The sequence below is a fragment of the Paraburkholderia sp. J41 genome (genome assembly GCF_905220235.1).
Classification (GTDB): domain Bacteria; phylum Pseudomonadota; class Gammaproteobacteria; order Burkholderiales; family Burkholderiaceae; genus Paraburkholderia.
The window spans coordinates 82594-104768 of record NZ_CAJMZE010000020.1 but is presented as its reverse complement, the minus strand read 5'-3'; the positions used below and the strand labels follow the sequence as shown (position 1 = coordinate 104768).

The following is a 22175-nucleotide window of genomic DNA, read 5'->3' as shown; positions in this document are numbered from 1 at the left end:
CCGGAGGTCACAGAAAAACCAAAAAGCAAGGGGTACAGTTGCGGCGTTTTGTCTTAGACTGCCGGTTTCCCCTGCCGCTTTTTGCCGCTCCGACCCGTGACCCGCTACGAACAACTCGCCGACGATATCGAAGCCGCCGTGCAGCGCGGCGTGTTCGGCCCCGGCGAACGCATTCTTTCGGTGCGGCGCGCGAGCCAGCAGCACGGTGTGAGCATCAAGACCGTGCTGCACGCGTACGCGTTGCTGGAAAGCCGCGGCGTGATCGAATCGCGGCCGCAATCGGGTTATTTCGTGAAGGCGCGCGGCGCGGCGGCCGGCCGCAATCCGGGCGCCGGCGCGAGCGCGGCGGGCGCGCCCCGGCCGCGCCGCCCGAGCGTGCCGAAGCCGCCCGCGCCGGCTTCCGTCGACGTGAGCCGCCTCGTGCTCTCCACGCTGCGCAGCATCGGCGCGCAGGACGCCGTGCCGCTCGGCTCGCCGTATCCCGATCCGGCGCTGTTTCCCTGGCAGCGCATCAATCAGTATGCGAACGCCATCGCGCGGCGCCACGCGAGCTGGAATCTCATCGACGACTTGCCGCCCGGCAACCCCGAGCTGATTCGCCAGATCGCGCGGCGTTACGCCGAAAACGGCGCGGGCGTCGATCCCGACGAAATCGTCGTGACCGTGGGCGCGACCGAGGCGATCAACCTTAGCCTGCAAGCCGTGGCGAAGCCGGGCGACACGGTGGCCGTGGAATCGCCCACCTACTATGCGATGCTGCACGCCATTGAGCGCCTTGGCATGCGCGCGATCGAAGTGCCCACGCACCCGCACACCGGCATCGACCTCGACGCGCTCGAACGCGTGCTCGCGCGGCAGAGCGTGGCTGCGTGCATGGTGATGCCGAACTTCCAGAACCCGCTCGGCTTTCGCATGCCCGACCCGCACAAGGCGCGGCTCGTTTCGATCGCCGAGGCGCACGATTTGCCCGTGATCGAAAACGACGTGTATCAGGAACTGTATTTCGGCGAGACGCGGCCTTCCACGCTCAAGCAATTCGACACGCGCGGGCTCGTGCTGCATTGCGCGTCGTTTTCCAAGAGTCTGTCGGCGTCGTATCGCATCGGTTGGGCGCTGCCTGGGCGTTATCGCGCGCAAGTCGAGAAGCTCAAGTTCCTCAACACGCTCACCACGCCTTCGGTGCCGCAAGTGGCGCTCGCCGATTATCTGCGCCACGACGGTTATGATCGGCATTTGCGGCGCGTGCGGCGCTTTTACCGGCAGCAAGCGCGGCTCATGCGCGCGATGGTCGAGCGCTTCTTTCCGGCGGGCACGCGCGCTTCGGAGCCGCAGGGCGGCTATGTGCTGTGGGTCGAGCTGCCGCCGCGCGTGGATTCCATGCGGCTTTATCAGGCGGCGCTCGCGCAGGGCATCACCATCGGGCCGGGTTATATGTTCTCGATGCGCAACGAGTATCACCATCACATTCGCCTGAACTACAGCTACCCGTGGACCGCGCAGACCGAAGCGGCGCTCAGGACGCTCGGCGAGCTGGTCGCGAAGATGGCGTGAGGAGACGGACAATGCACGACGATGAAGCCAATCCCGCAGACGACGACGGCGTCGATCCCGTACTCGTCGCCATACTCGAACAGCTTTGGCGGGCCGAATGCGAAGCGCGCGAGGGCGGCGAGCGCGCGCGCCGCGCATGGTCGCTCGCGAAACTCTCGAAGCAGTCGGGCGTGCCGATGAGCGGATTGCGCAGACAATTGACGGCGCTCGTGGACAGCGGCCTCGCGGTGACGACTTTCGCCGAGGACGGCAGCGGCTCCGCGAGTTTGTCCGAGGACGGCCGGGCGTTTTGCGCGGAAGTGTTCGGCCAGGGCGCAGGCGAAGCCTAGGCGCGCCGAGCGCGCCGGCGCACAAACCCGTAAGCTACGCGGGCGAATCCACTTCCCGCCACGATCATGGACTATATCGACAGCCTGCGAATCTTCCGGTCCGTCGTCGAGGCGCGCAGCTTCACCCGCGCCGCCGACATGCACAGCCTCACCACGCCCGTTGTCTCGCGCGCGATCGCGCGGCTCGAAAAACGCCTGGGCAGCCGGCTATTTCATCGCAGCACGCGCGCCGTGTCGCTTACCGAAGCGGCCGAGCGCTTCTATGAAGGCTGCTGCCGCGTGCTGGACGACCTCGAGGCGCTGGAAGCCGACGCCACCGAGCAGACGCGCGAGGCGAACGGCGTGCTGCGCCTCGTCGCGCACACCACGGCCACCGTGAACCGGCTCGTGCCGCTCATCGCGAGTTTCAAGCGCGCGCATCCCAAGGTGAGTCTGGACGTGATGCTGACCGAGCGCCCCGTCGACCTCATCGCCGACGGCTACGACCTTGGCCTCGTGCTGCCGTTCATGCTCAACAACGACTCCACCGTGACGCGCCTGCTCGAACGCATTCCGCTCACGCTCGTGACCACGCCCGTGTACCTCGCCGCGCATTCCACGCCACAGCATCCCGCCGATCTCGCGGATCACGTGTTCGTGCCGATGCCGCCTTCCATACGCAAGCCGAATCTCGCGTTTCGCGTGGGCGACGAGGAACTGATCGTGCCCATGCACCACGAAATCGCCTCGAACAACCCCGAGTTCAACCGCGCGATGGTGCTCGAAGGCTTCGGCATCGGTATTTTGCCGACGGCGCTCGTGCAGGACGACTTGAAGACGGGCGCGCTCGTCACGCTGCTCGACGACTTTCCCATCGTCGACATGTACATCGAAATTCGCCTCGCCTACACCACGCGCACGTTGTTGCCCGCGAAAGTGCGCGCGTTCATCGACCACGCCACCTCGTTTTTCGACGACGTGACGCATGACGCGGCCAATGACGCCGTCAACGACGCCGCGACGATCGCGGCTCGCGATCCGCGCGCGTTGGCGAAGGTGAAATGAAAGTTTCGCGGCGGTGCGAGTGCGATTGTTGTCGGCGCGTCCATAAACTGATGTCGGGTCTGATCGTTGTCAGCGACGTTTTTGCGCTCTAATCTGTGCATATGCACAATGACGCGCCCAATAGCGATTCTCCGGTCGATCCATCGCTCGAGCGCGACGACTGTTTTGCCGTGCGACAGGCGGCCCGCCATCTGTCGCAGCTTTATGAGCGGCACTTGAGCGCGGCCGGTCTCACGCCCACGCAGTTCAGCATTCTCGCCGAGCTTGGCCGTGGCTCGCGCCTCACGATGGTCGAACTGGCGCGGTCGATGGTGATGGAGCGCACGACGCTGGTGCGCGCATTGGGGCCGCTGCTGCGCGCCGCGCTCGTCACGGATGCGCCGCGCGATCGGGAGCGCCGCCGCCGTCTTGCGCTCACGCCCGAAGGCCGCGCGCGGCTCGATGCGGCGCACGCGTATTGGCGCGCCGCGCAAGACGAGTTCGAGCGCCAGTTTGGCGCGCAGCGCGCGGCGTGGCTGCGGCGCGAGTTGTTTCGCATCACGCGCGCGGTGTAGCACTTAACCGGCGCGCGCGGTTGGGCTCAGGTTGCGTCGTGGCGTCTTTCGCGGCGTTTTTTCATCCGTATCAGTGTATATGCACAGGTAAATTTCATGTCGAGTCCTTCCACTCCCGTTGCAGGCGAGCCGGCCAAGGCGCCGGAGCGTTCGCGCGCGTCGCGCATGCGTCTCGCGCTTGGCGCGGTCGTCGTCGTGCTGGCCGCCGCCGCCGGCTACTGGTTCCTGGTGCTGCGCTTCGTCGAAAGCACCGACGACGCCTACGTGGGCGGCAACGTGACCGTGCTCGCGCCGCGCGTGAGCGGCTTCGTCTCCGGCATTCTGGTGCAGGACAACCAGCGCGTGCGCGCGGGTCAGGTGCTGCTGCGGCTCGATGCGCGCGACTACGATGCGAAGCTCGCGCAGGCAAACGCCGAAGTCGCGAGCGCGCGCGCCGCCGTGCAGGAACTTGAAGCGCGTGAGTCGCTGCAACAAGCCGTCATCAACCAGAGCCAGGCCGAAGTGCGCGCGTCGAACGCCGAACTCACGCGCAGCGGCGAGGACCAGACGCGTTATCGCGCGCTCGTGAAGGACGATGCGGTGTCGAATCAGCTCGTCGAACGCGCCGACGCCGATTACGCGAAAGCGCAGGCGTCGGTGGCGAAAAGCGGCGCTTCGGTGCTGGCGGCGCAGCGTCAGCTTGCGGTGCTGGCCGCGCAAATCGGCGACGCGCAGGCGCGCGTGCAAACGGCGCTGGCGAACCAGCGGCTCGCGCAACTCAACGTCGAATACACCACCTTGACCGCGCCTGTCGACGGCTATATCGGCAATCGCACGGCGCGCGTGGGCATGCTTGCGAACGTGGGCGTGCCGCTGCTCACAGTGGTGCCCGCCGCGGGCCTTTGGGTAGACGCGAATTTCAAGGAAGACCAGTTGAAGAAGATGCATGCGGGCGATCGCGCGGACGTGGAACTCGACGCTGCGAGCGGCACGCTGCAAGGCGTGGTGGACAGCCTCGCGCCGGCAACGGGCGCGACCTTCAGCGTGCTGCCGCCCGAAAACGCCACCGGCAACTTCACGAAGATCGTGCAGCGCGTGCCCGTGCGAATTCGGCTGGACGTGCCCCGGGGCATGGAATACGCGCTGCGTCCCGGCCTTTCCGCCACGGTGAAAGTACACCTCGCCGGCGCGCAAGACAGCGCGCATTGAAGGAGCGTTGCGATGAATGCCACGACTACCGCAGTCGCACCGGACGCGCCTTCCGAAGCGCACGATCCCACGCTCGCGCCGCACGAGCAGCCGCTCGCGCAACGCGCTTTCGCGTTCGCGCTGATGTGCATCGGCTTCTTCATGGCCACGCTCGACATTCAGATCGTGGCTTCGTCGCTGCGCGACATCGGCGGCGGCCTTTCCGCGAGCCAGGACGAACTCTCGTGGGTGCAAACCGCGTATCTGATCGCCGAAATCATGGTGATTCCGATGTCGGGCTGGCTCTCGAAAGTGTTCTCCACGCGCTGGCTGTTCGTCGGCTCGGCCATCGGCTTCACGGTCACGAGCATGCTGTGCGGTCTCGCGTGGGACATCAACTCGATGATCGCGTTTCGCGCGCTGCAAGGCGCGCTGGGCGCCGCGATGATTCCCACGGTGTTCACCACCGCGTTCGTGTTGTTTCCCGGCAAGCAGCGCCTGATTGCCGCCACGACGATCGGCGCGCTCGCCTCGCTCGCGCCCACGCTCGGCCCCGTGATTGGCGGCTGGATCACGGACCAATGGTCGTGGCACTGGCTGTTCTATCTGAACCTCGCGCCCGGCATTGCGGTGGCCGTGCTGGTGCCGAAGTACGTGCACATCGACAAGCCCGATCTTTCGCTGCTCAAGCGCGGCGATTATCCGGGCATCGCGCTCATGTGCCTGTTTCTCGGCTGCCTTGAATACGTGCTCGAAGAAGGGCCGCGCAAAAACTGGTTCGGAGACCCAATTATCGTCGCCTGCACGTGGATTTCCGCGATCGGCGGCTTTCTCTTCGTCGTGCATGCGCTCACCGCCGAAGAAGCCATCGTCGATCTGCGTGCGCTGAGCGTGCGCAATTTCGGCATCGGTAGCCTGTTGTCGTTCGTCACCGGCATCGGCATTTTCGTGGCCGTCTACCTCACGCCGCTATTTCTCGCGGAAGTGCGCGGCTATAGCTCGCTGCAAATCGGTTTGTCGCTGCTTTCGGTCGGCGCGTTTCAATTGCTTTCGATCGGCGCCTACGCGTATTGCACGCGTCATTTCAGCATGCGCTCGCTGATGGCGTTCGGCCTCGTGTGCTTCGGGCTCGGTTGTTATCTCTACGTGCCGCTCACGCACGATTGGGGCTGGCAGCAATTTCTCGTGCCGCAGGCGCTGCGCGGTATCGGCCAGCAATTCGCGGTGCCGCCCATCGTGACGATGTCGCTCGGCTCGCTGCCGCCTTCGCGGCTCAAGTCGGCGAGCGGGCTGTTCAACCTGATGCGTAATCTGGGCGGCGCGATCGGCATTGCCGTGAGCGCGACGATGCTCAACGACCGGCTCAATTTTCATTATCTGCGATTGAACGAACATGTTTCGGCGGGCGTGCCGCAAGTGCAGGGTTTGCTCGCGGGCGGCACGGCGCACTGGACGTCCGTGGCCGGCGACGCGCTGGACGCGACGCAAGCCGGACTCGCGCAACTGCACGCGCTCGTGATGCGCGAGGCGCTCGTCATGACGTTCTCCGACACGTTCTTCGTGCTCTCGCTCTGTTTCGTGGTCGCCATTATTTGCGTGGCGTTTTCGCGGCCGATAACGATGGGCGGCAGCCCTTCGCCCGACGCACATTGAGGTTTCCCATGCAATCCGCTCAACGCTCGCTTGCCGCGCAACCGAGTCATTTCCCGAAGCCGCTGCGCGCAGTGCTCTCGGTGCTGGCGTGCGCCGTGCTGGCCGCGTGCGCGCTGGGACCCGAGCAACACGCCGATCTGCCCGCCACGGTCCAACATACGGCGCCCGAGGCATGGCGCGTCGACGCGCCGCAAAACGCCATCGACGCGCGCGCCTGGTGGGCGCAATTCGACGATTCCACGCTCGACGCTTTGCTCGCTTCCGTGTTCGACGGCAACCTCGATTTGCGTGCCGCCGCCGAACGTGTGTCGCAGGCGCAATCCATCACGACGCAAAAGCACGCGGTGCTGCTGCCGCAACTCGACTTCACGGCGCAGGGCGCGTACACGCGGCAGAACGTGCCGCCGCCGCTCGGTTACGTGAAGGAAGCGGGCGCGGGCGTGGCGCTCAGTTGGTCGCCCGACGTGTTCGGCGGCGAGCGGCTCGACCTGCTCGCGGCGCAGGCGAATCTCGTGGGGCAGCAGCATGCGCTCGACGCGGTGCGCCTCGCGCTGGCGGCGAATACGGCATCGGCATATGTCGATTTGCGTTGGGCGCAGGCCGAACTGAAAATTCTTCAGGACAACCTGGAAATTCGCCGGCGCACGCTGCTGCTCACGCAAGACCGCCTGAAATACGGGCTTTCCACGCAACTCGACGTGTCGCGGGCGCGGACGCAATTGAGCGAATTGCAGGCGCGCTTGCCGCGTGCGCAGGCCAGCATCGACCATCAGTTGAATCTGATTGCGGTGTACACGGGGCGCACGCCGGAGTCGGTGGCGCAACTCGCCATCGCACAGGCGGCGCCCATTCCCGCCGCGCCCGCGAGCGTGCCGCGCATGCTGCCTTCCGAAGCGCTGCTGCGCCGCCCCGACGTGCAAGCCGCGTATGCCACCGTGCAGCAGCGCGCAGCCGAAGTGGGCGTTGCGCGCGCGCAGCGCTATCCGAAGTTTTCGCTCAATTTGAGCGACGGCGTGCTGGCTTCGTCGTATCTCGGCTTGCCGACGCTCACCGACAATCTGTTCAGCGCGGCGCTCGGCGCGACGAGCCCGATCTTCAACGCGGGCCGCATTACCGCTGGCATCGCGCAGAGCGAAAGCCGCATGCGCGAATCGCAACTCAACTTGCAGCAAACGATGTTGCAGGCGCTGCGCGAAGTGGAAGACAGCCGCAGCGACCTCGTGAGTTCGGCCGGGCAAACGGCGCAGTTGAGCGACGCGGTGACGTCGTCGGCGCAATCGCTCAAGCTTGCGAATCAGCTCTACAAAGGCGGCGCGGCGGACTTTCTCGACGTGCTGAGCGCGCAGCAAACCTGGCTCGCCGACGAAGACCTGCTCAACGACGCGCGCCGCGAACACGCGCTCGCGGCGGTCGCGCTTTATCGTTCGCTGGGCGGCGGCTGGAGCCAAAGCGGCGACGTGATTGCGGCGCGCGAGAATGCCCCGGCGATGTGATGCGTCGCCGGACGTTGAAGGTTAGTCGTCCGTATCAATTGGTAGCTGAATTGCCGAATTCGGCCGTGTCCGTTTCGCGCGCGAGCGTGCGCCATTGCGCGGGCGTCATGCCGACGTGGCGCTTGAAGCCGCGTTGGAACGCGGCGTCCGATTGATAGCCGACGAATTCGCCCACTTCGGCCACCGGCTGGTTGCCTTGCGCGAGCATGCGGCCCGCGAGCGTCATGCGAATGTCGGTGAGCACGTCGGCGGCGGAACGGCCGATGGCTTCGTCGAAATGGCGCGCGAAGGTCGCGCGCGACATGTGGCACAAACCGGCGAGTTCGGGCAGCGTCCATGCCTTGCCCGGCGTTTCGAACATGGCGTCGATGGCGGGTTGCAGGCGCGGGCGCTGCGCGAGCGCGAGCAGGCCGCGCGGCGGCGAGTCGGTGTTGCTTGCATAGCGCAGCGTGAGCGCGAACAGCGCGCCCGAAAGATGATTCACGAGCGACACGCTGCCGGGCGCGGCTTCGTTGGCTTCGTCGCGCAGCAGTGCGATCAGGCGCACGAGCCGCTCGGGCGCATCGTGGTTTTCGCGCGCGCTATGCACGACGAGCCGCGCGGGAAGGTTCTCGCGCAACAGGCGCTGCGGCACGGCGGGCAGCAGGAAGCGGCCGCAGAGCACGTCGGCGGGCGCGCCTTCGCCCGCGTTCGTTTGCACGGCGAGGCCGTGCTCGATGCGTGCCGCGCTGGGCGCGGGCGCGGCGCCGCTGCCGTCGTGCAGGACGTGCGGGCTGCCGGAGGGGAACAGCACGATGTCGCCCGCATGCAGCGCGACGGGCGCGCCGTGCGCGTCCTCGACGATCGCGTGACCCGCGAGCAGCACGTGATAGCGGATCTCGCGCGCATTGGCGGCCGCTTCGTCGATGCGCCAGGGCGCGCCGAAGTGGCAGCGAACATCGAGTTTGCCCGTAACGGGCATCAGCGCGAGCAGGCGGCTCAGCAAATCCATGATGGGCGATGAGACGATCGGGCATGAAGTCGCGCTATTCTGGCATTAATAGGCCAGCAGCGACTGATTAGACTGCATCCATGCCGTCGACGATGGCACGCAAGATCCGATCAACGTTCAAGGAGTCCGTCATGTCCCGCTTGTCCACCATCCAACCCGAAGCCGCCACCGGCGCCGCCGCCGACCTGTTCGCCAAAATTCGCAAGGCCATCGGCAAGGTGCCCAACGCTTACGCCACCATCGGCGCGCAAAGCCCCGAAGCGCTCGGCGCAATGCTCGCCACCGACGCCGTGGTTAGCGCGGGCACGCTCTCGAGAGCCGAAATCGAAACGGTCAAGCTTGCCGTGAGCGAAGTCGCGGGTTGCGATTACTGCGTGGCCGCGCACACGCTGGCGGGCAAATATGCGGGCCTCTCGCCCGAGACGATGAAGGCCGTGCGCGCCGGCCAGCCCAGCGGCGACGCGAAACGCGACGCGCTCGTGCAGTTCGTGCGCGTGCTCGTGACCACGCGCGGCACGGTGCCCGAAGCGGCGGTCGGCGCGATTCGCGCGGCGGGTTACACCGAACGGCAACTCGTGGAAATCGCGCTTGCGGTTTCGTCGATCACGTTCACGAATCTGGTGAATCGCATCAACGATACGACGGTGGATTTCCCGGCCGTTGCGTAACGGCGTGGTCGCGTTGCGCGCGCGGTGTATCAGGATGACGCCCGCGCGGGCAACGGTGTTTTTCGGCGAAAGCGTTTGAATCTGTGCATATGCATATCTAGAATGACTCGATGAAGCCGCGGTTCGAACGAATGCTTGAAGCCGGAGCGAAATCACGATGCAAGCCGCGCGGCATCATGACGCTGCGCCCGGCGGCGCGAAGGGTTTCGCGCTTGCAGTCGGGAACGTAAGATGGCCGGTCGCCTGGGTGCGCCGGGCTTGCAAGAGGATGACGACGATGACGAAGCGGGTAGTTCGCGAGGAATGCAATTGTTTTGCGCTGCGCCAGGCGGCGCGCTTCGTCACGCAGCTTTACGAGCGGCATCTCTCGCAAGCGGACCTCACGGCCGCCCAGTTCACCATTCTTTCGCGGCTCGCGGGCCACCCGGACGCAACGGCCGCCGAGCTTGCCGATCATCTCGTGATGGAGCGCACCACGCTGCTGCGCGCGCTCAAGCCGCTTCAACGCGACGGCCTCGTGCTGAGCGCGGCGGCCGAACACGACACGCGCACGCTCGTGTACCGGCTTTCGGCGGCCGGGCTGCGCCGCTACGACAAGGCGCACGCGCTGTGGCTCGCCGCGCAGGCCGAATTCGAGCAGCACGTGAAACGCGACCGCGCGAAGGCGCTGCGCGCGGAGCTGTTCGCGCTGACCAATTCGGCAAGCTGACGCGCCGCTTTCGCTCGCGGCGCCCGAGCGTCCAGCACGCCGGAGCAAGTCCAGGGGAAACCCAGCAGTCGGCGCTATTGTGAAAATGGCATGATGAGGTCTCGACGCTGAATCTGACGCTTTGCCGGGTTCTCATGAGACGACATCGACCGCCGCCGCCGAACTTCCTGCGCGACCCCTCGCATCCCGCCTGGCGCGATCTCGCGCTTTCGGCGCTGCCCGTGGCGGTCTTTTGCCTCGTGGTGATCGCGCTGGTCGTGTGGCTCGTGAACCCCGCGCCGCCGCGCGCCCTCACCATCAGCGCCGGTCCCGCCGACAGTTCCTTCATGCAGATGGCGCAAGCCTATCGCGCGATCCTCGCGCGCAACGGCGTGAAGCTCAAGGTGATGGAGTCGGACGGCTCGGTGCAGAACCTCGACCGTTTGCTCGACCCGAAGCAGCATGTCGATCTCGCGTTCGTGCAGGGCGGCGTGGCCGACGGCAAGGACGTGCGCTCGCTCATGTCGCTCGGCAGCGTGGCGAATCTGCCTATCGTGGTGTTCTATCGCGGCTCGGGGCTCACGCAGCTTTCGCAACTCGACGGCAAACGCATCGCCATCGGGCGCCTCGGCAGCGGCACGCGCGAACTCGCGCTGCGCTTGCTCGCCGCGAACGGCATGGAGCCCGGTGGCGACTCCACCTTCCTGCCGCTCGACGGCATGCAGGCGGCCACGGCGCTCGTCTCGGGCAAGGCGGAAGCCGCCATGCTGAGCGGCGACTCCACCACGCGCGTGCTCATGCTGCGGCTGCTCGGCATACCCGGCATTTCGGTGATGAGCTTCGACGAAGCCAGCGCTTATACGCGGCTTTTTCCCTACCTCGAAGACATGGACCTGCCGCCCGGCGTGCTGGACCTGCGCCGCCGCATTCCGCCGGAAACCGTGCATTTGATCGGCCCGACGGTCGAACTCGTTGCGCGCGACAGTCTGCATCCCGCGCTCTCGGATCTGCTGATCGAAGCCGCGAGCGAGGTGAACGGCGCGCCGGGTTTATTGCAACACGCGGGCGAATTCCCGAGCGCCGCGGTCCACGACTTTCGCATCAGCGAAGACGCCACGCGTTACTACAAGTCGGGCAAGAGTTTCTGGTATCGCGCGCTGCCGTTCTGGCTCGCGAGCGTGACGGATCGGCTCATCGTGTTGCTGCTGCCGCTCGCGGTGCTCGTGATTCCGGCGTTGCGCGCGATTCCCGCGCTGTACCGGTGGCGCGTGCGTTCGCGCATTTACCGCTATTACGGCGCGCTCATCGCCATCGAACGCGACGCGCTCAAGCATACGAACGAAGACGAACGCCGCGCGTTGCTCGGCGAACTCGACGAGATCGAGCGCTCGCTCAACACCTTGCGCATGCCGCTCGCCTATGCCGATGCGTTCTACGTGCTGCGCGAGCACGTGGGTTTCGTGAGGATGCATTTGACGGCGCACGAGTCGCCGCTGCACGCTCAGCCACATTGAACAATGCGCGAGAATATTTCGCTTTTCGCGCAAATGCTGATATTGATGCACGTCGCTTAACCATGCATTGAAACATATCTTCGATTGACACCGCGGGTCTTGCCGACCTATTTTTGTGTAGCAGACCCAAGCGTTGTCGAATCCGGTTCCTGGTGCATCGTTCGTAAAGATTCGGACGCGTCCGGTTTGCAAACAAAAGATTTGCAAATGATCGATTAGCAACCAGAGGACCTTAACGTGAAATCGTCCGGTGTCAGCCAGCGCTTTGCCTGGCTCGTGTGCGCCACGCTGGCGGGCGCGCCGCTTTTCCTGGGGCCGACGGGACCATCGTCAGCATTGGCGCAAAACGCACAAGGCGCGGCGCATCTCTCGAATCAGCAGCTCGATGCGTTGACCGCGCCCGTCGCGCTTTACCCCGACGCGCTGCTCGCGCAGGTGTTGATGGCGGCCACGTTTCCGCAAGACGTGCAGGCGGCCGCCGAATGGTCGAAAGCGAATGCGAACGTGAAGGGCGACGCGGCCGTGAAAGCCGTGGCCTCGCAACCTTGGGACCCGAGCGTGCAATCGCTCGTGGCGTTTCCGCAAGTGCTGGCCACGATGGAGTCCAAGCCCGATTGGGTGGCGCAGATCGGCAATGCGTTTCTCGCGCAGCCGAACGACGTGATGGACTCCGTGCAGCGCTTGCGCGCGCAGGCTCAGAAGGCGGGCAACCTCAAGACGAACGAGCAGCAAAAGGTGGTGGTGCAACCGGCCGCGAGCACGTCCACCACGCAGACGATCGTGATCGAACCGGCGAATCCGCAGGTGGTGTACGTGCCGACCTATAACCCGACCGTGGTGTACGGCGCGTGGCCCTATCCTGCTTATCCGCCCGTGTACATGCCGCCGCCTCCGGGATACGCCATCGCGAGCGGCTTCGTGAGCGGCCTTGCGTTCGGCGCGGGCGTGGCGGTGGCCAATTCGTTGTGGGGCGGCTTCAGTTGGGGCGCGCACGACGTCAACATCAACGTGAATCGCTACAACAACATCAACGTCAATAACCGCATCAACACGGCGAATGCCACGTCGTCGTGGAATCGCAATGCCAATGTCGAGCGTCGCGGGCAAAGCTTCAACAACGCGAATGCGCAACGCAACTCGTACCGCGGTTACGACCAGTCGCGTTCGCAGGCAATGCAGACCTTGCAGAACCGCACCGGGCAAAACCTGAGCGGCAATGCGAGCGAGCGGCTGCAAGGCATCCACCAGGGCGGCAATCGGCCCAATGCGAACGGTCAGGCCGGCAACCGCGCGAACGAGTTCAACAACCGTTCGCAGAGCGGCGGCGCGCAGAACGCGAACCGGCAGAACAATTTCAACGATCGCGCGCAGAACGCCAATCGGCAGAACGATCTGAGCAACCGCGCGCAAAACGCGAATCGCGACAACGCCTTGCGCGGCGCGGGCGACGGCGGCGCGGCGCGCGTCGATCAGCAGCGCGGCCAGCAAAGCCGCGCGTCGTTCCAGAATCGGGGCGGCGCGGGCGGTGGCTTCGGCGCGGGCGGCGCGGGGCAGCAGCGCAATTTCGGGGGCGGCCAGGGCGGAGGCCTTGGCGGCGGCGGGCGACTCGGCGGCGGCGGTGGCGGCGAACGTCACTTCGGCCGGGGACGTTGACATTGACGAGGAACTAACGATGATCCGCATTCACACACGCCGTCTGCCGCACGACTTCGCGCTCGCGTTCGGCGCGGCCCTCGGAGCCGTTGCGCTGTTCGCCGCGCCCGCGCTGTTGCCCGCGCACTGGCATCTCGCCGGCGCCGCGCGCGCCCAGGCCGTCTACGACACGCCCGAAGCGGCCGCGAACGCGTTCACCAACGCGCTCGCGACCAACGACGCCGGCGCAATGAAGCACGTGCTCGGCAGCAATTTCACGCAGTTCATCCCAACGCAGAACGTCGGGCGGGACGATATCGACGATTATCTGGGCGCCTGGTCGAAAGGCCATCGCATCGTGCCCGACGCCACGCCGGTCGCGGGCAAGGCGAGCGCGCATCTCGAAGTGGGCGACAGCGGCTGGACCTTGCCGATTCCGCTCGTGCGGGCGGGCGAGGGCTGGCGTTTCGATCCGCGCGAGGGCGCGAGCGAAATTCTCACGCGGCGCATCGGCCGCAACGAGCGCGCGGCCATGCTCACGTCGCTCGCCTACGTGAGTGCGCAGAACGACTATCGCCAGCTCATGCAGCATTACGCGCTGCGCTTCGTGAGCACGCCGGGCACGCACGACGGCTTGTACTGGCCCGTCGCGCCGGGCGAAGCCGAAAGCCCGCTCGGCCCGCTCGCGGCCGCCATGCCGCACGACGCGAAAATCACGCCGAAGGAGGGGTATCACGGCTATCACTTCCGTATTCTCACGGCGCAGGGTGCGCACGCAAAAGGCGGCGCGCGCGGCTACCTCCACAACGGCACTCTCGCGAACGGCTTCGCGCTGGTGGCGTGGCCGGCCGAGTACGGAAAGACGGGCGTGATGAGTTTTATCGTCGATCAGGACGGGCAGCTCTATCAGAAGAACCTCGGGCCGAACGGCGCGCGCACGGCGGCGGCGCTCAAGTCGTTCGATCCCGATCCGTCCTGGCAGCCCACCCAACCGTGATGTGGCAATGCGGCGCGTTCCGGCGAAACGCGCTGACGGACGTTCTCCATCTAATTCGGGCACAATCAATGCAAGGCGATGCAGCGCATCGCCCGAAAAGCGGCTGATGCCAACCGATGACAACGAACGCGCGAGGGTCGGGCACGCCGATTGCTGTGTCCTCCCCGCACTCTCATTCGTGTGGAGAAAATCAAATGCAACGACGCAACTTCATGCTTACGGCGGCTGTAACCCTGGCTTCGGGCGGCTTGACGCTCGCGGGCTGTACCACCACGCCTCCTGGCCAGAGCAACGCTTCGACGAACATGTCGAAGCGGCAATCGATCGATTCGAGCATCGACGCCACGATGCAAAAGCTGTATTCGACGGTCTCGGGTTCGCGCGAACTCGTCGCGAAGTCGCGCGGCGTGCTCGTGTTCCCGTCGGTGCTGCAAGCGGGCTTCATCGTCGGCGCGCAGTACGGCGAAGGCGCGCTGCGCGTGGGCGGCTCGTCGGTCGGCTACTACAGCACGGTGTCGGGCTCGTTCGGCCTGCAAGCCGGCGCGCAGTCGAAGGCGCTCATCTTCTGCTTCATGAACCAGCAGGCGCTCGACCAGTTCCGCAACACGGACGGCTGGTCGGCGGGCGCCGACGCTTCGGTCGCGCTGGTCACGATCGGCGCGAACGGCGCCATCGACACGAACACGGCCACCAAGCCGGTCGAAGTGTTCGTGCTGACGAATGCGGGCCTGATGGGCGACGTGTCGCTCGCGGGCACCAAGGTTTCGCGCCTTAAGATCTAAGCGGATCTGAGGTACGCACGACCGGGTCAAAAGTGCCGGAACGTGTAAAAAAGGGCAAGGCCGCGCGCCTTGCCCTTCTTTTTTGCGGCTCGCGTTCAATGCGCGCCGCGCCGGTTCGATAGCGAAATCAGCAGCCGGTGTTCTGCACGCGCTCCACGGCGAGCCCGAACAGCGGGCGCAGCTTCGTGCCCAGCACGTTGCCCGCGAAAGCGCACACGAGCCAGAGCCAGCCGTGGACGCTGCCCGAAACGATGCCGCTGAAATACGCACCGATGTTGCAGCCATACGCGAGGCGCGCGCCGTAACCGAGCAGCAGCCCGCCGATGACCGCCGCCACGAGCGAGCGCATCGGCACGCGCCACACGGGTGCGTACCGGCCGGCGAGCGAGGCCGCGGCCATGGCGCCCAGCACGATGCCGATGTCCATCACCGTGGTGACGTCGTGGCTCGCGGGCGCGGAAAGCGCGGCGGCGTTCGGGCCGGCCATCCAGTATTTCCAGTTCGCCACGTCGATGCCGAGCGACGCGAAGCCCTTCGCGCCCCACAGCGCAAACGCCGAAGTCACGCCCCATGGGCGGCCGGAAAGCGCGAGCGTCGCGAAGTTGAGCACGGCGAGCGCGACCGCGCCCGCCACCATCGGCCACGGTCCGTGCAGCCACGGCGAGGCGTGCGGCGCGCGCTCCGGCGTGTTGACGAGACGGCCGTGACGGCGTTTTTCGACGACGACGGTGAACGCCGCGATCAGCGCGAACACGGCGAGATTGAGCGCGACGGCGGGCACCACGCCGAGCGCGTTGACGAGCGAAATCGGCTTGAGTTGCGGCATCGACGTCCAGAACGGCATGTGCGCCGTGGCGACGACCGAGCCCACGATGAAGGCGGCCAGCGTGACGATCATGCGCGTGCTGCCGCCGCCCACGGTGTAAAGCGTGCCCGAGGCGCAACCGCCGCCCAACTGCATGCCCACGCCGAACAGGAAGGCGCCGACGATCACGGACGTGCCCGCGGGCGAAACGAGGCCTGTGACCGGATGGCCGAACAACGAGCCGGCCGCGAGCGCGGGAAAGAAAAGCAACACGCCGATGGCGAGCATGACCATTTGCGCGCGCAGGCCCGCGCCGCGACCGTCGGCGATAAACACGCGCCATGCCGAAGTGAAGCCGAACGCCGCGTGATAGAGCGTGAGCCCGAGCAGCGCGCCGACGATATAGAGCGCGGCCTGGCGCGCGCTCACGGTCTGTGCGAGATACGCGGCGCCCAGCACGACGAGCGCGAGCGCGACGCCGAGCGATTTCGGGTTGATGGAGTCGAAGCGGCGCGGCGCGCGCGCCAGCGGCGTGGAGAGATCGGACATGACGAAACGGGGAGGGATCGGCGGAAACCCGATTGCAGAAAAAAGCAATCGGCGAAACGAAAACGATAGCACAAGCCGGATCGCCACATAGGCGTCATGGATTTCCCCTATTCAGCACGCCCGTGCGCGCGCCGTAAGCCGAAACGAGATGCGAGAGTGTGTCGGGCCGCGCAGGACCGCATCGGCGGGAAGGGAAAAAACGCATCGGAGACCTCATGCTCAAAAACATCACCATTCGCGGCGGACTGACGCTCGTTATCGGTATCTTCGTCGCGTTTCTGCTGACGGTGATCGGCGTGTCTTATGGCGCGCTCAAGCTCACCAACGACAGTTTGCGCGACGCGCAACGCGGCGCGCAGTCGGTCAGCGCGCTCAAGACCAGTTCGGAGCGCCTGCTGCAAGTGCGCCTTGCGCTGGGCGGCTACGAAACGCTGTTCAGCGTCGGCAAGTCGACTGAAGGGATGCTCGAACAGGCGCATCAGGTGCTTCTCAATTCGAACAAGGAATTCGCGCAATACAGTGCCGGTCCGTTTCACGACGCCGACGAAGCGCGCCTCGCGCAGGACGTGGGCAACGCGCGCAAGGCGCTCGTCGACCAGGCGCTCGAACCCGAGTACAAGGCGCTCGTCGACAACGACTTCAACACCTTTCGCACGATCCAGGGCGAAACCGCCGACAAGTTTTACGGCACTTACGCGAAGGCGATCGAGGCGCTCGAATCGTGGCAGAGCGCGCGCCAGCAGCACGACGCCGAAACCGCCGCGCTGCGCTTCCGGCTTTCGCTGTTCGTGTTCGGCGCCGTGGCCGTGGTGGGCGTGGCGATCGGGCTGATCGCGCGTGCCGGGCTCGCGGCGGCCGTCGTCAAGCCGGTCAATCAGGCGATCCAGCATTTCGAGCGCATTGCGGCCGGCGATCTGACCGTCGACGTGACCGTGAAGTCGAAGAACGAAATGGGCCAGTTGCTGCGCGCGTTGCAGACCATGCGCGACGGGCTCGTGGGCACTGTCGCGCGCGTGCGCGGCAGCACGCAGGAAATCACGCACGGGGCGAAGCAGATCGCGTCGGGCAACGCCGATCTTTCGGATCGCACGTCGCAGCAGGCGGCCGCGCTGGAGGAAACGGCGGCGAGCTTGGAGGAGCTTTCGGCGGCCGTGCGCCAGAATACTGACGGCGCGAAGGAGGCGAGCGGGCTTGCGCAAGGCGCGCTGAACACCGTCACGCGCGGCGCCGAAGTGGTCGCCCAGGTGAACGCCACGATGAACGACATTTCGGCTTCGTCGCACAAGGTGGAGGAGATCACCGGCATTATCGAAGGCATCGCGTTCCAGACCAACATTCTCGCGCTCAACGCCGCCGTGGAAGCGGCGCGCGCCGGCGAGCAGGGCCGCGGCTTCGCCGTGGTCGCAAGCGAGGTGCGTTCGCTCGCGCAGCGCTCGGGCACGGCGGCCAAGGAGATCAAGGAGCTGATCGCCGCTTCGGTGGCAACGGTGGGCGCGGGCGCGCGGCTCGTGGAGGACGCGCGCCGCACGATGGACGAGGCGCGCAACGCGGTCGCGCGCGTGAGCCGCATCATGGCCGACATCGAAGCGGCCACGCACGAGCAGAGCGACGGCATCGAGCAGGTGAACCGCGCGGTCGCGCAGATCGACGAAGTCACGCAGCGCAACGCGGCGCTCGTGGAAGAAGCGGCGGCCGCGGCGCAAGCGCTCGAAGCGCAGGCCGACTCGCTGCGCGAAGCGGTGTCGGTGTTCACGCTCGGCGGCGCGGGGCACGCTTCGGCGCAAACCGCCGCGCGCGCGTCGCGCGTGGCGCCCGTCATCGGCGCGCCAGCGCTGGCCTGAGGAGCCGTGGCCGCATGCGCGGCCGTTGCACGCGCAACGGTCGCGCGCGATGGTCGCGATCGTCGCGATCGTTGTGATCGTCGCGATCGTCATGATCGTCGTAATGTGTTGTCGCACCACGCAATTCGCAATTGAGTTCCGCCGCGTTCCCGGCGAGACTGGCAATCTGGGCCGTCCGGTTCGGCCGCAAGCCAGCGAGAACGACGAACGATGCGAGTGTGCGTATTGGGCGGTGGGGTGATCGGCGTAACGACGGCTTACGCGCTTGCCCGCGAGGGACACGAAGTGACGCTCGTCGAGCGTCATGCCGACGTGGCGCGCGAAACGAGCCACGCGAACGGCGGCCAGTTGAGCTACCGCTACGTCGCGCCGCTTGCCGATCCGTCGGTGCTGGCGAGACTTCCGCATATGCTGATGGCGCGCGAAAGCGCGCTGCGCGTCGTGCCGCGGCTCGATGTGCATCAATGGCGCTGGTGTGCCGCGTTTTTGCGCGCCTGCACGCGCGCGCGCAGCCGGCGGACCACGGCCGAACTGCTTGCACTCGGCTTTCTGAGCCAGCGCCTCATGCATGAGATCGTCGCGCGCGAATCGTTCGATTTCGATTACGTGCGCAACGGCAAGCTGGTCGTGTATCGCGATTCGGCAAGCTTCGAGAGCGCGCGCCGCCAGGCGGACTATCAAGCGACGCTCGGTTGCGAGCAGCATGCGCTGGACGGCGCCGCGTGCGTGGCGCTCGAACCGGCGCTCGCGCATATCGGCAAGGAAATTGTCGGCGGCATTCATACGCCGGGCGAAGAAGCCGCCGATTGCGACCGCTTCGCGCGCGGCCTCGCGCTGGCCGCGAAGCGTGACGGCGCGCATCTCGAACTCGGCACCGAATTCACCGGATTACGCACGAAAGGACTGCGCGTGCTGGCCGCGCAAACCTCGGCGGGCGATCTCGAAGCGGATGCCTTCGTGGTGTGTCTCGGCTTTCGAAGCCAGCCGATGCTGGCGGCGCTCGGCGTGAGCGTGCCGGTTTATCCGCTCAAGGGCTACAGCCTGACGTTGCCGCGGGCGAACGCGCACGGCGCGCCCCGCGTTTCGGTGACGGACGCGCATCACAAGATCGTGTACGCGCCGCTCGGCGAGCGCCTGCGCATTGCGGGCATGGTCGATCTCACCGGCATGAGCACTCACGCCGACGACGACCGCATCGCGCTGCTTACACGCGAAGCGCGCGAAACCTTTCCCGAGGCGGGCGATTTCAGCGCGCTGCAAGCGTGGACCGGCATGCGCCCGGCCACGCCCGACGGCAAGCCGCTGATCGGCGCCACGCATTTCCGCAATCTTTGGCTCAACACCGGGCACGGCGCGCTTGGCTTTTCGCTCGCGCTGGGCAGCGCGCAATTGCTGGCGGATTTGCTCGCGCAGCGCGAACTCGCTATCGACGGCGACGCTTTCGCGCCTTCGCGATGAAAGCGCGCGTGGATTGCCTGATTGCCTTGTTGCCGGAGCGCCCGATTGCTTTGTCGACGCAACCGTCACGCGCTAATGCGCTGCTGCAACGTGGCGCCGCGCGCGACCACGCTCTCGCGTCCGTCGACATTTACCGGCACTTCGCCGCGCACCGTCATGCACCGTCTTGCGATGCGCCACGCGGCGCGCATCGCCGTCATCGTTGATGGCGTAGTGCTGTGTCGCGCGGTTGTCCCAGATCGCGACGTCGCCTTCCTGCCCGTTCCAGCGCACCGTGTTTTCGAGCCGCGCGACGTACACGTGGAAAACTTGCAGCAGTTGCGCGGATTCGTTCGCCGGAAGTCGTGGAACGTCCTTCAAGCAGCGTTGCGCCGCGAGAAGAACCGACGATTTTTGCGAAGCTATCGGCGCGCTTGCGCGCTATGAATGGCTGCGTGCGCGACGGAGCGCGAGGAATCGAAGCCGCAAAAGAAAATGACGCAGACCCGTGAGGGAATGCGTCATTCGCGATGGTGCTGCTTTACTGCTTGTTCGTTGGTAGGCTCGATTGGATTCGAACCAACGACCCCCACCATGTCAAGGTGGTGCTCTAACCAACTGAGCTACGAGCCTGTCGAGGCGCGAATTATAGAGACTCGCCGACGCGCTTGCAAGGGGTTTTGTTTGACGATGCGGCGGGGCGGCTGGCGGCGAGGTTACGTGTTGTGGCAGACGAGGCGCCGGGCGGGCGTGATCTGAACCGTTGTGACAAGGGCCGCATACGCGGCCCCTCGTTCGTCTACTCGGCGGTAATGGCAACCGGTTGGGAAAGCCAGTGGAGAACGCCTGCATCGAAAGCGTCAACGGACGCTTTTGAGATGAATGCCCGAACCAGTGACCTGCCGCCGGCATTTATACGCTGACGATGCAGAGTCCGTTCCAACACAACGCCAAAACACACCCCTCAAACCAAACCGGTTGCGTAATAAACCGCGATCACAAAAAACACGGCCAGCGTCTTGATCACCGTGACCGCAAAAATGTCGCGATACGACTCGCGGTGCGTCAGACCCGTGACCGCGAGCAGCGTGATGACCGCGCCGTTGTGCGGCAGCGTGTCCATGCCGCCGCTCGCCATCGCCACCACGCGATGCAGTACGTCGAGCGGAATGTTCGCGGCCTGCGCGCCCTTGATGAACACGTCGGACATGGCCGCGAGCGCGATGCTCATGCCGCCCGACGCCGACCCCGTGATGCCCGCGAGCGCGCTCACCGAAACGGCCGCGTTGACGAGCGGATTCGGAATGCTCTTGAGCGCATCGCTCACCACGATAAAGCCCGGCAACGCCGCGATCACGCCGCCGAATCCATATTCCGAAGCGGTGTTCATCGAGGCGAGCAGCGCGCCCGCCACGGCCGCTTTCGTGCCGGTGGCGAAGCGGTCCTTCACGCGGCCGAACGCGGTGACGACCACGAGCACGATGCCGAGCAGCAGCGCGCCCTCCACCGACCAGATCGCCACGACTTGCTTGATGGTGGCCGAAACCGGCGCGTGAATGCCGGGCAGCACTTCGGCCGGAACCGTCACGGTGTCGCCGTACCACACGGGAATCCAGCGCGTGAGCACGAAGTTCGCCACGCCCACGAGCACGAGCGGCGCGATGGCGAGCAGCGGATTCGGCAGATGTTCGGTTTGCACGTGCTCGGGTTCGTTCACGAGCGAGGTGCCGTAGCCTTCGCCCTTCGCCAGCGCGCTGCGGCGGCGCCATTCGAGGTAGGCAAGCCCCACGACGATGATGAAGATCGAGCCGATCACGCCGAGCGCGGGCGCGGCCCACGCCGTCGTTTTAAAGAAAGTGGTCGGGATGATGTTCTGGATTTGCGGCGTGCCCGGCAGCGAATCCATCGTGAACGAGAACGCGCCGAGCGCGATTGCGCCCGGCATGAGCCGCTTCGGAATATCGCTTTGCCGATAGAGTTCCGCCGCGAACGGATACACGGCGAACACGACCACGAACAGCGAGACGCCGCCGTAAGTAAGCAGCGCGCACACGGCCACGATCACGGCGTTGGCGCGCGAGCGGCCGATATAGCGAATCGCGGCGGCCACGATGGCCTCGGAGAAGCCCGAAAGCTCGATCACTTTGCCGAACACCGCGCCTAGCAGGAACACGGGGAAATACAGCTTGACGAAGCCGACCATCTTTTCCATGAAGATCCCGGAAAAAACGGGTGCGACGGCGGCGGGGTCGGTGAGCAGCACCGCGGCGAGCGCGGCGACGGGCGCGAACAGAATCACGCTGTAGCCGCGATATGCGGCCAACATGAGAAACGCAAGTGCGGCGAGAACGATGACAAACGACATGAAGTCTCCTGCTGATCGGGCGAAAAGCGAACGCGGGTGCGCGGCGTCGCGGGATCGATTTGCTTATGGTTTCGGCACTCGTGGCGCTGCATGCGATGCGCGCTAAGCGCGGGTG

Annotated in this window: 19 protein-coding genes, 1 tRNA gene and 1 pseudogene; 16 read left to right on the top strand and 5 right to left on the bottom strand. The window is 65.9% G+C overall.

The window, feature by feature from the left end:
* Positions 1–96: 96 nt before the first annotated feature.
* The 7 genes from U5805_RS20920 to U5805_RS20890 all read left to right on the top strand — a co-directional run bounded on the left by U5805_RS20920 (position 97) and on the right by U5805_RS20890 (position 7791).
* Positions 97–1551, top strand: coding sequence for a PLP-dependent aminotransferase family protein (locus tag U5805_RS20920; RefSeq protein ID WP_322105402.1), 1455 nt, complete (start codon positions 97–99; stop codon positions 1549–1551).
* An 11-nt stretch (positions 1552–1562) separates the two neighbouring features.
* Positions 1563–1880 (top strand): ArsR family transcriptional regulator, encoded by a 318-nt coding sequence (locus U5805_RS20915; RefSeq protein ID WP_322105401.1) that lies wholly within the window; start codon positions 1563–1565, stop codon positions 1878–1880.
* 66 nt (positions 1881–1946) lie between these two features.
* Positions 1947–2924: a LysR family transcriptional regulator gene (locus tag U5805_RS20910; protein WP_322105400.1), complete on the top strand. Its 978-nt coding sequence runs from the start codon at positions 1947–1949 to the stop codon at positions 2922–2924.
* A gap of 101 nt (positions 2925–3025) precedes the next feature.
* Complete coding sequence (locus tag U5805_RS20905; protein ID WP_322105424.1) at positions 3026–3478, top strand: MarR family winged helix-turn-helix transcriptional regulator; 453 nt, start codon at positions 3026–3028, stop codon at positions 3476–3478.
* Between the two features lie 96 nt (positions 3479–3574).
* Positions 3575–4666: an HlyD family secretion protein gene (locus U5805_RS20900; protein WP_415914638.1), complete on the top strand. Its 1092-nt coding sequence runs from the start codon at positions 3575–3577 to the stop codon at positions 4664–4666.
* A gap of 12 nt (positions 4667–4678) precedes the next feature.
* Complete coding sequence (locus U5805_RS20895; protein ID WP_322105399.1) at positions 4679–6298, top strand: DHA2 family efflux MFS transporter permease subunit; 1620 nt, start codon at positions 4679–4681, stop codon at positions 6296–6298.
* Positions 6299–6360: 62 nt separating this feature from the next.
* Positions 6361–7791, top strand: coding sequence for an efflux transporter outer membrane subunit (locus tag U5805_RS20890; RefSeq protein ID WP_322105422.1), 1431 nt, complete (start codon positions 6361–6363; stop codon positions 7789–7791).
* A gap of 34 nt (positions 7792–7825) precedes the next feature.
* Here the strand turns inward: U5805_RS20890 and U5805_RS20885 are convergent, their stop codons facing one another.
* The gene (locus U5805_RS20885; RefSeq protein ID WP_322105398.1) at positions 7826–8782 is read right to left on the bottom strand and encodes an AraC family transcriptional regulator; all 957 of its coding nucleotides are present in this window, start codon (positions 8780–8782) and stop codon (positions 7826–7828) included.
* Positions 8783–8913: 131 nt separating this feature from the next.
* On the opposite strand from U5805_RS20885, the gene U5805_RS20880 reads away from it, so the two are divergent.
* The 6 genes from U5805_RS20880 (at position 8914) to U5805_RS20855 (ending at position 15063) form a co-directional block, all read left to right on the top strand.
* Positions 8914–9450, top strand: a complete 537-nt coding sequence (locus U5805_RS20880; protein WP_322105397.1) for a carboxymuconolactone decarboxylase family protein — start codon at positions 8914–8916, stop codon at positions 9448–9450.
* Positions 9451–9727: 277 nt separating this feature from the next.
* Positions 9728–10159, top strand: coding sequence for a MarR family winged helix-turn-helix transcriptional regulator (locus U5805_RS20875; protein ID WP_322105396.1), 432 nt, complete (start codon positions 9728–9730; stop codon positions 10157–10159).
* Between the two features lie 134 nt (positions 10160–10293).
* Positions 10294–11652: a TAXI family TRAP transporter solute-binding subunit gene (locus tag U5805_RS20870; RefSeq protein WP_322105395.1), complete on the top strand. Its 1359-nt coding sequence runs from the start codon at positions 10294–10296 to the stop codon at positions 11650–11652.
* Positions 11653–11889: 237 nt separating this feature from the next.
* Entirely contained in the window at positions 11890–13305 is a 1416-nt protein-coding gene (locus U5805_RS20865) for a DUF3300 domain-containing protein (protein WP_415914637.1), read from the top strand.
* Between the two features lie 19 nt (positions 13306–13324).
* Positions 13325–14281, top strand: coding sequence for a DUF2950 domain-containing protein (locus U5805_RS20860; RefSeq protein WP_322105394.1), 957 nt, complete (start codon positions 13325–13327; stop codon positions 14279–14281).
* A gap of 194 nt (positions 14282–14475) precedes the next feature.
* Positions 14476–15063, top strand: a complete 588-nt coding sequence (locus tag U5805_RS20855; RefSeq protein ID WP_322105393.1) for a YSC84-related protein — start codon at positions 14476–14478, stop codon at positions 15061–15063.
* A 127-nt stretch (positions 15064–15190) separates the two neighbouring features.
* On the opposite strand, the gene U5805_RS20850 is transcribed toward U5805_RS20855, so the two are convergent.
* Complete coding sequence (locus U5805_RS20850) at positions 15191–16417, bottom strand: YeeE/YedE family protein (protein WP_322105392.1); 1227 nt, start codon at positions 16415–16417, stop codon at positions 15191–15193.
* A 215-nt stretch (positions 16418–16632) separates the two neighbouring features.
* On the opposite strand from U5805_RS20850, the gene U5805_RS20845 reads away from it, so the two are divergent.
* From U5805_RS20845 to U5805_RS20835, 3 genes are read left to right on the top strand one after another with little or no spacing between them, the layout of a single operon-like run.
* The gene (locus U5805_RS20845) at positions 16633–18258 is read left to right on the top strand and encodes a methyl-accepting chemotaxis protein (RefSeq protein WP_322105391.1); all 1626 of its coding nucleotides are present in this window, start codon (positions 16633–16635) and stop codon (positions 18256–18258) included.
* Between the two features lie 49 nt (positions 18259–18307).
* Positions 18308–18499 (top strand): hypothetical protein, encoded by a 192-nt coding sequence (locus tag U5805_RS20840; RefSeq protein ID WP_322105390.1) that lies wholly within the window; start codon positions 18308–18310, stop codon positions 18497–18499.
* On the top strand, positions 18469–19716 hold the full coding sequence (locus U5805_RS20835; protein ID WP_322105389.1) for a D-amino acid dehydrogenase: 1248 nt from the start codon (positions 18469–18471) through the stop codon (positions 19714–19716). Before U5805_RS20840 ends, U5805_RS20835 begins: the two co-directional genes overlap by 31 nt.
* A 65-nt stretch (positions 19717–19781) precedes the next feature.
* Here U5805_RS20835 and U5805_RS20830 read toward each other — a convergent pair.
* The 3 genes and pseudogenes from U5805_RS20830 to U5805_RS20820 all read right to left on the bottom strand — a co-directional run.
* Positions 19782–20058: pseudogene (locus U5805_RS20830) on the bottom strand (TauD/TfdA family dioxygenase); the annotation flags it as partial.
* Between the two features lie 193 nt (positions 20059–20251).
* Positions 20252–20328, bottom strand: a tRNA-Val gene (locus U5805_RS20825).
* Positions 20329–20659: 331 nt separating this feature from the next.
* Positions 20660–22060, bottom strand: a complete 1401-nt coding sequence (locus U5805_RS20820) for a GntP family permease (protein WP_322105388.1) — start codon at positions 22058–22060, stop codon at positions 20660–20662.
* Positions 22061–22175 lie beyond the last annotated feature (115 nt).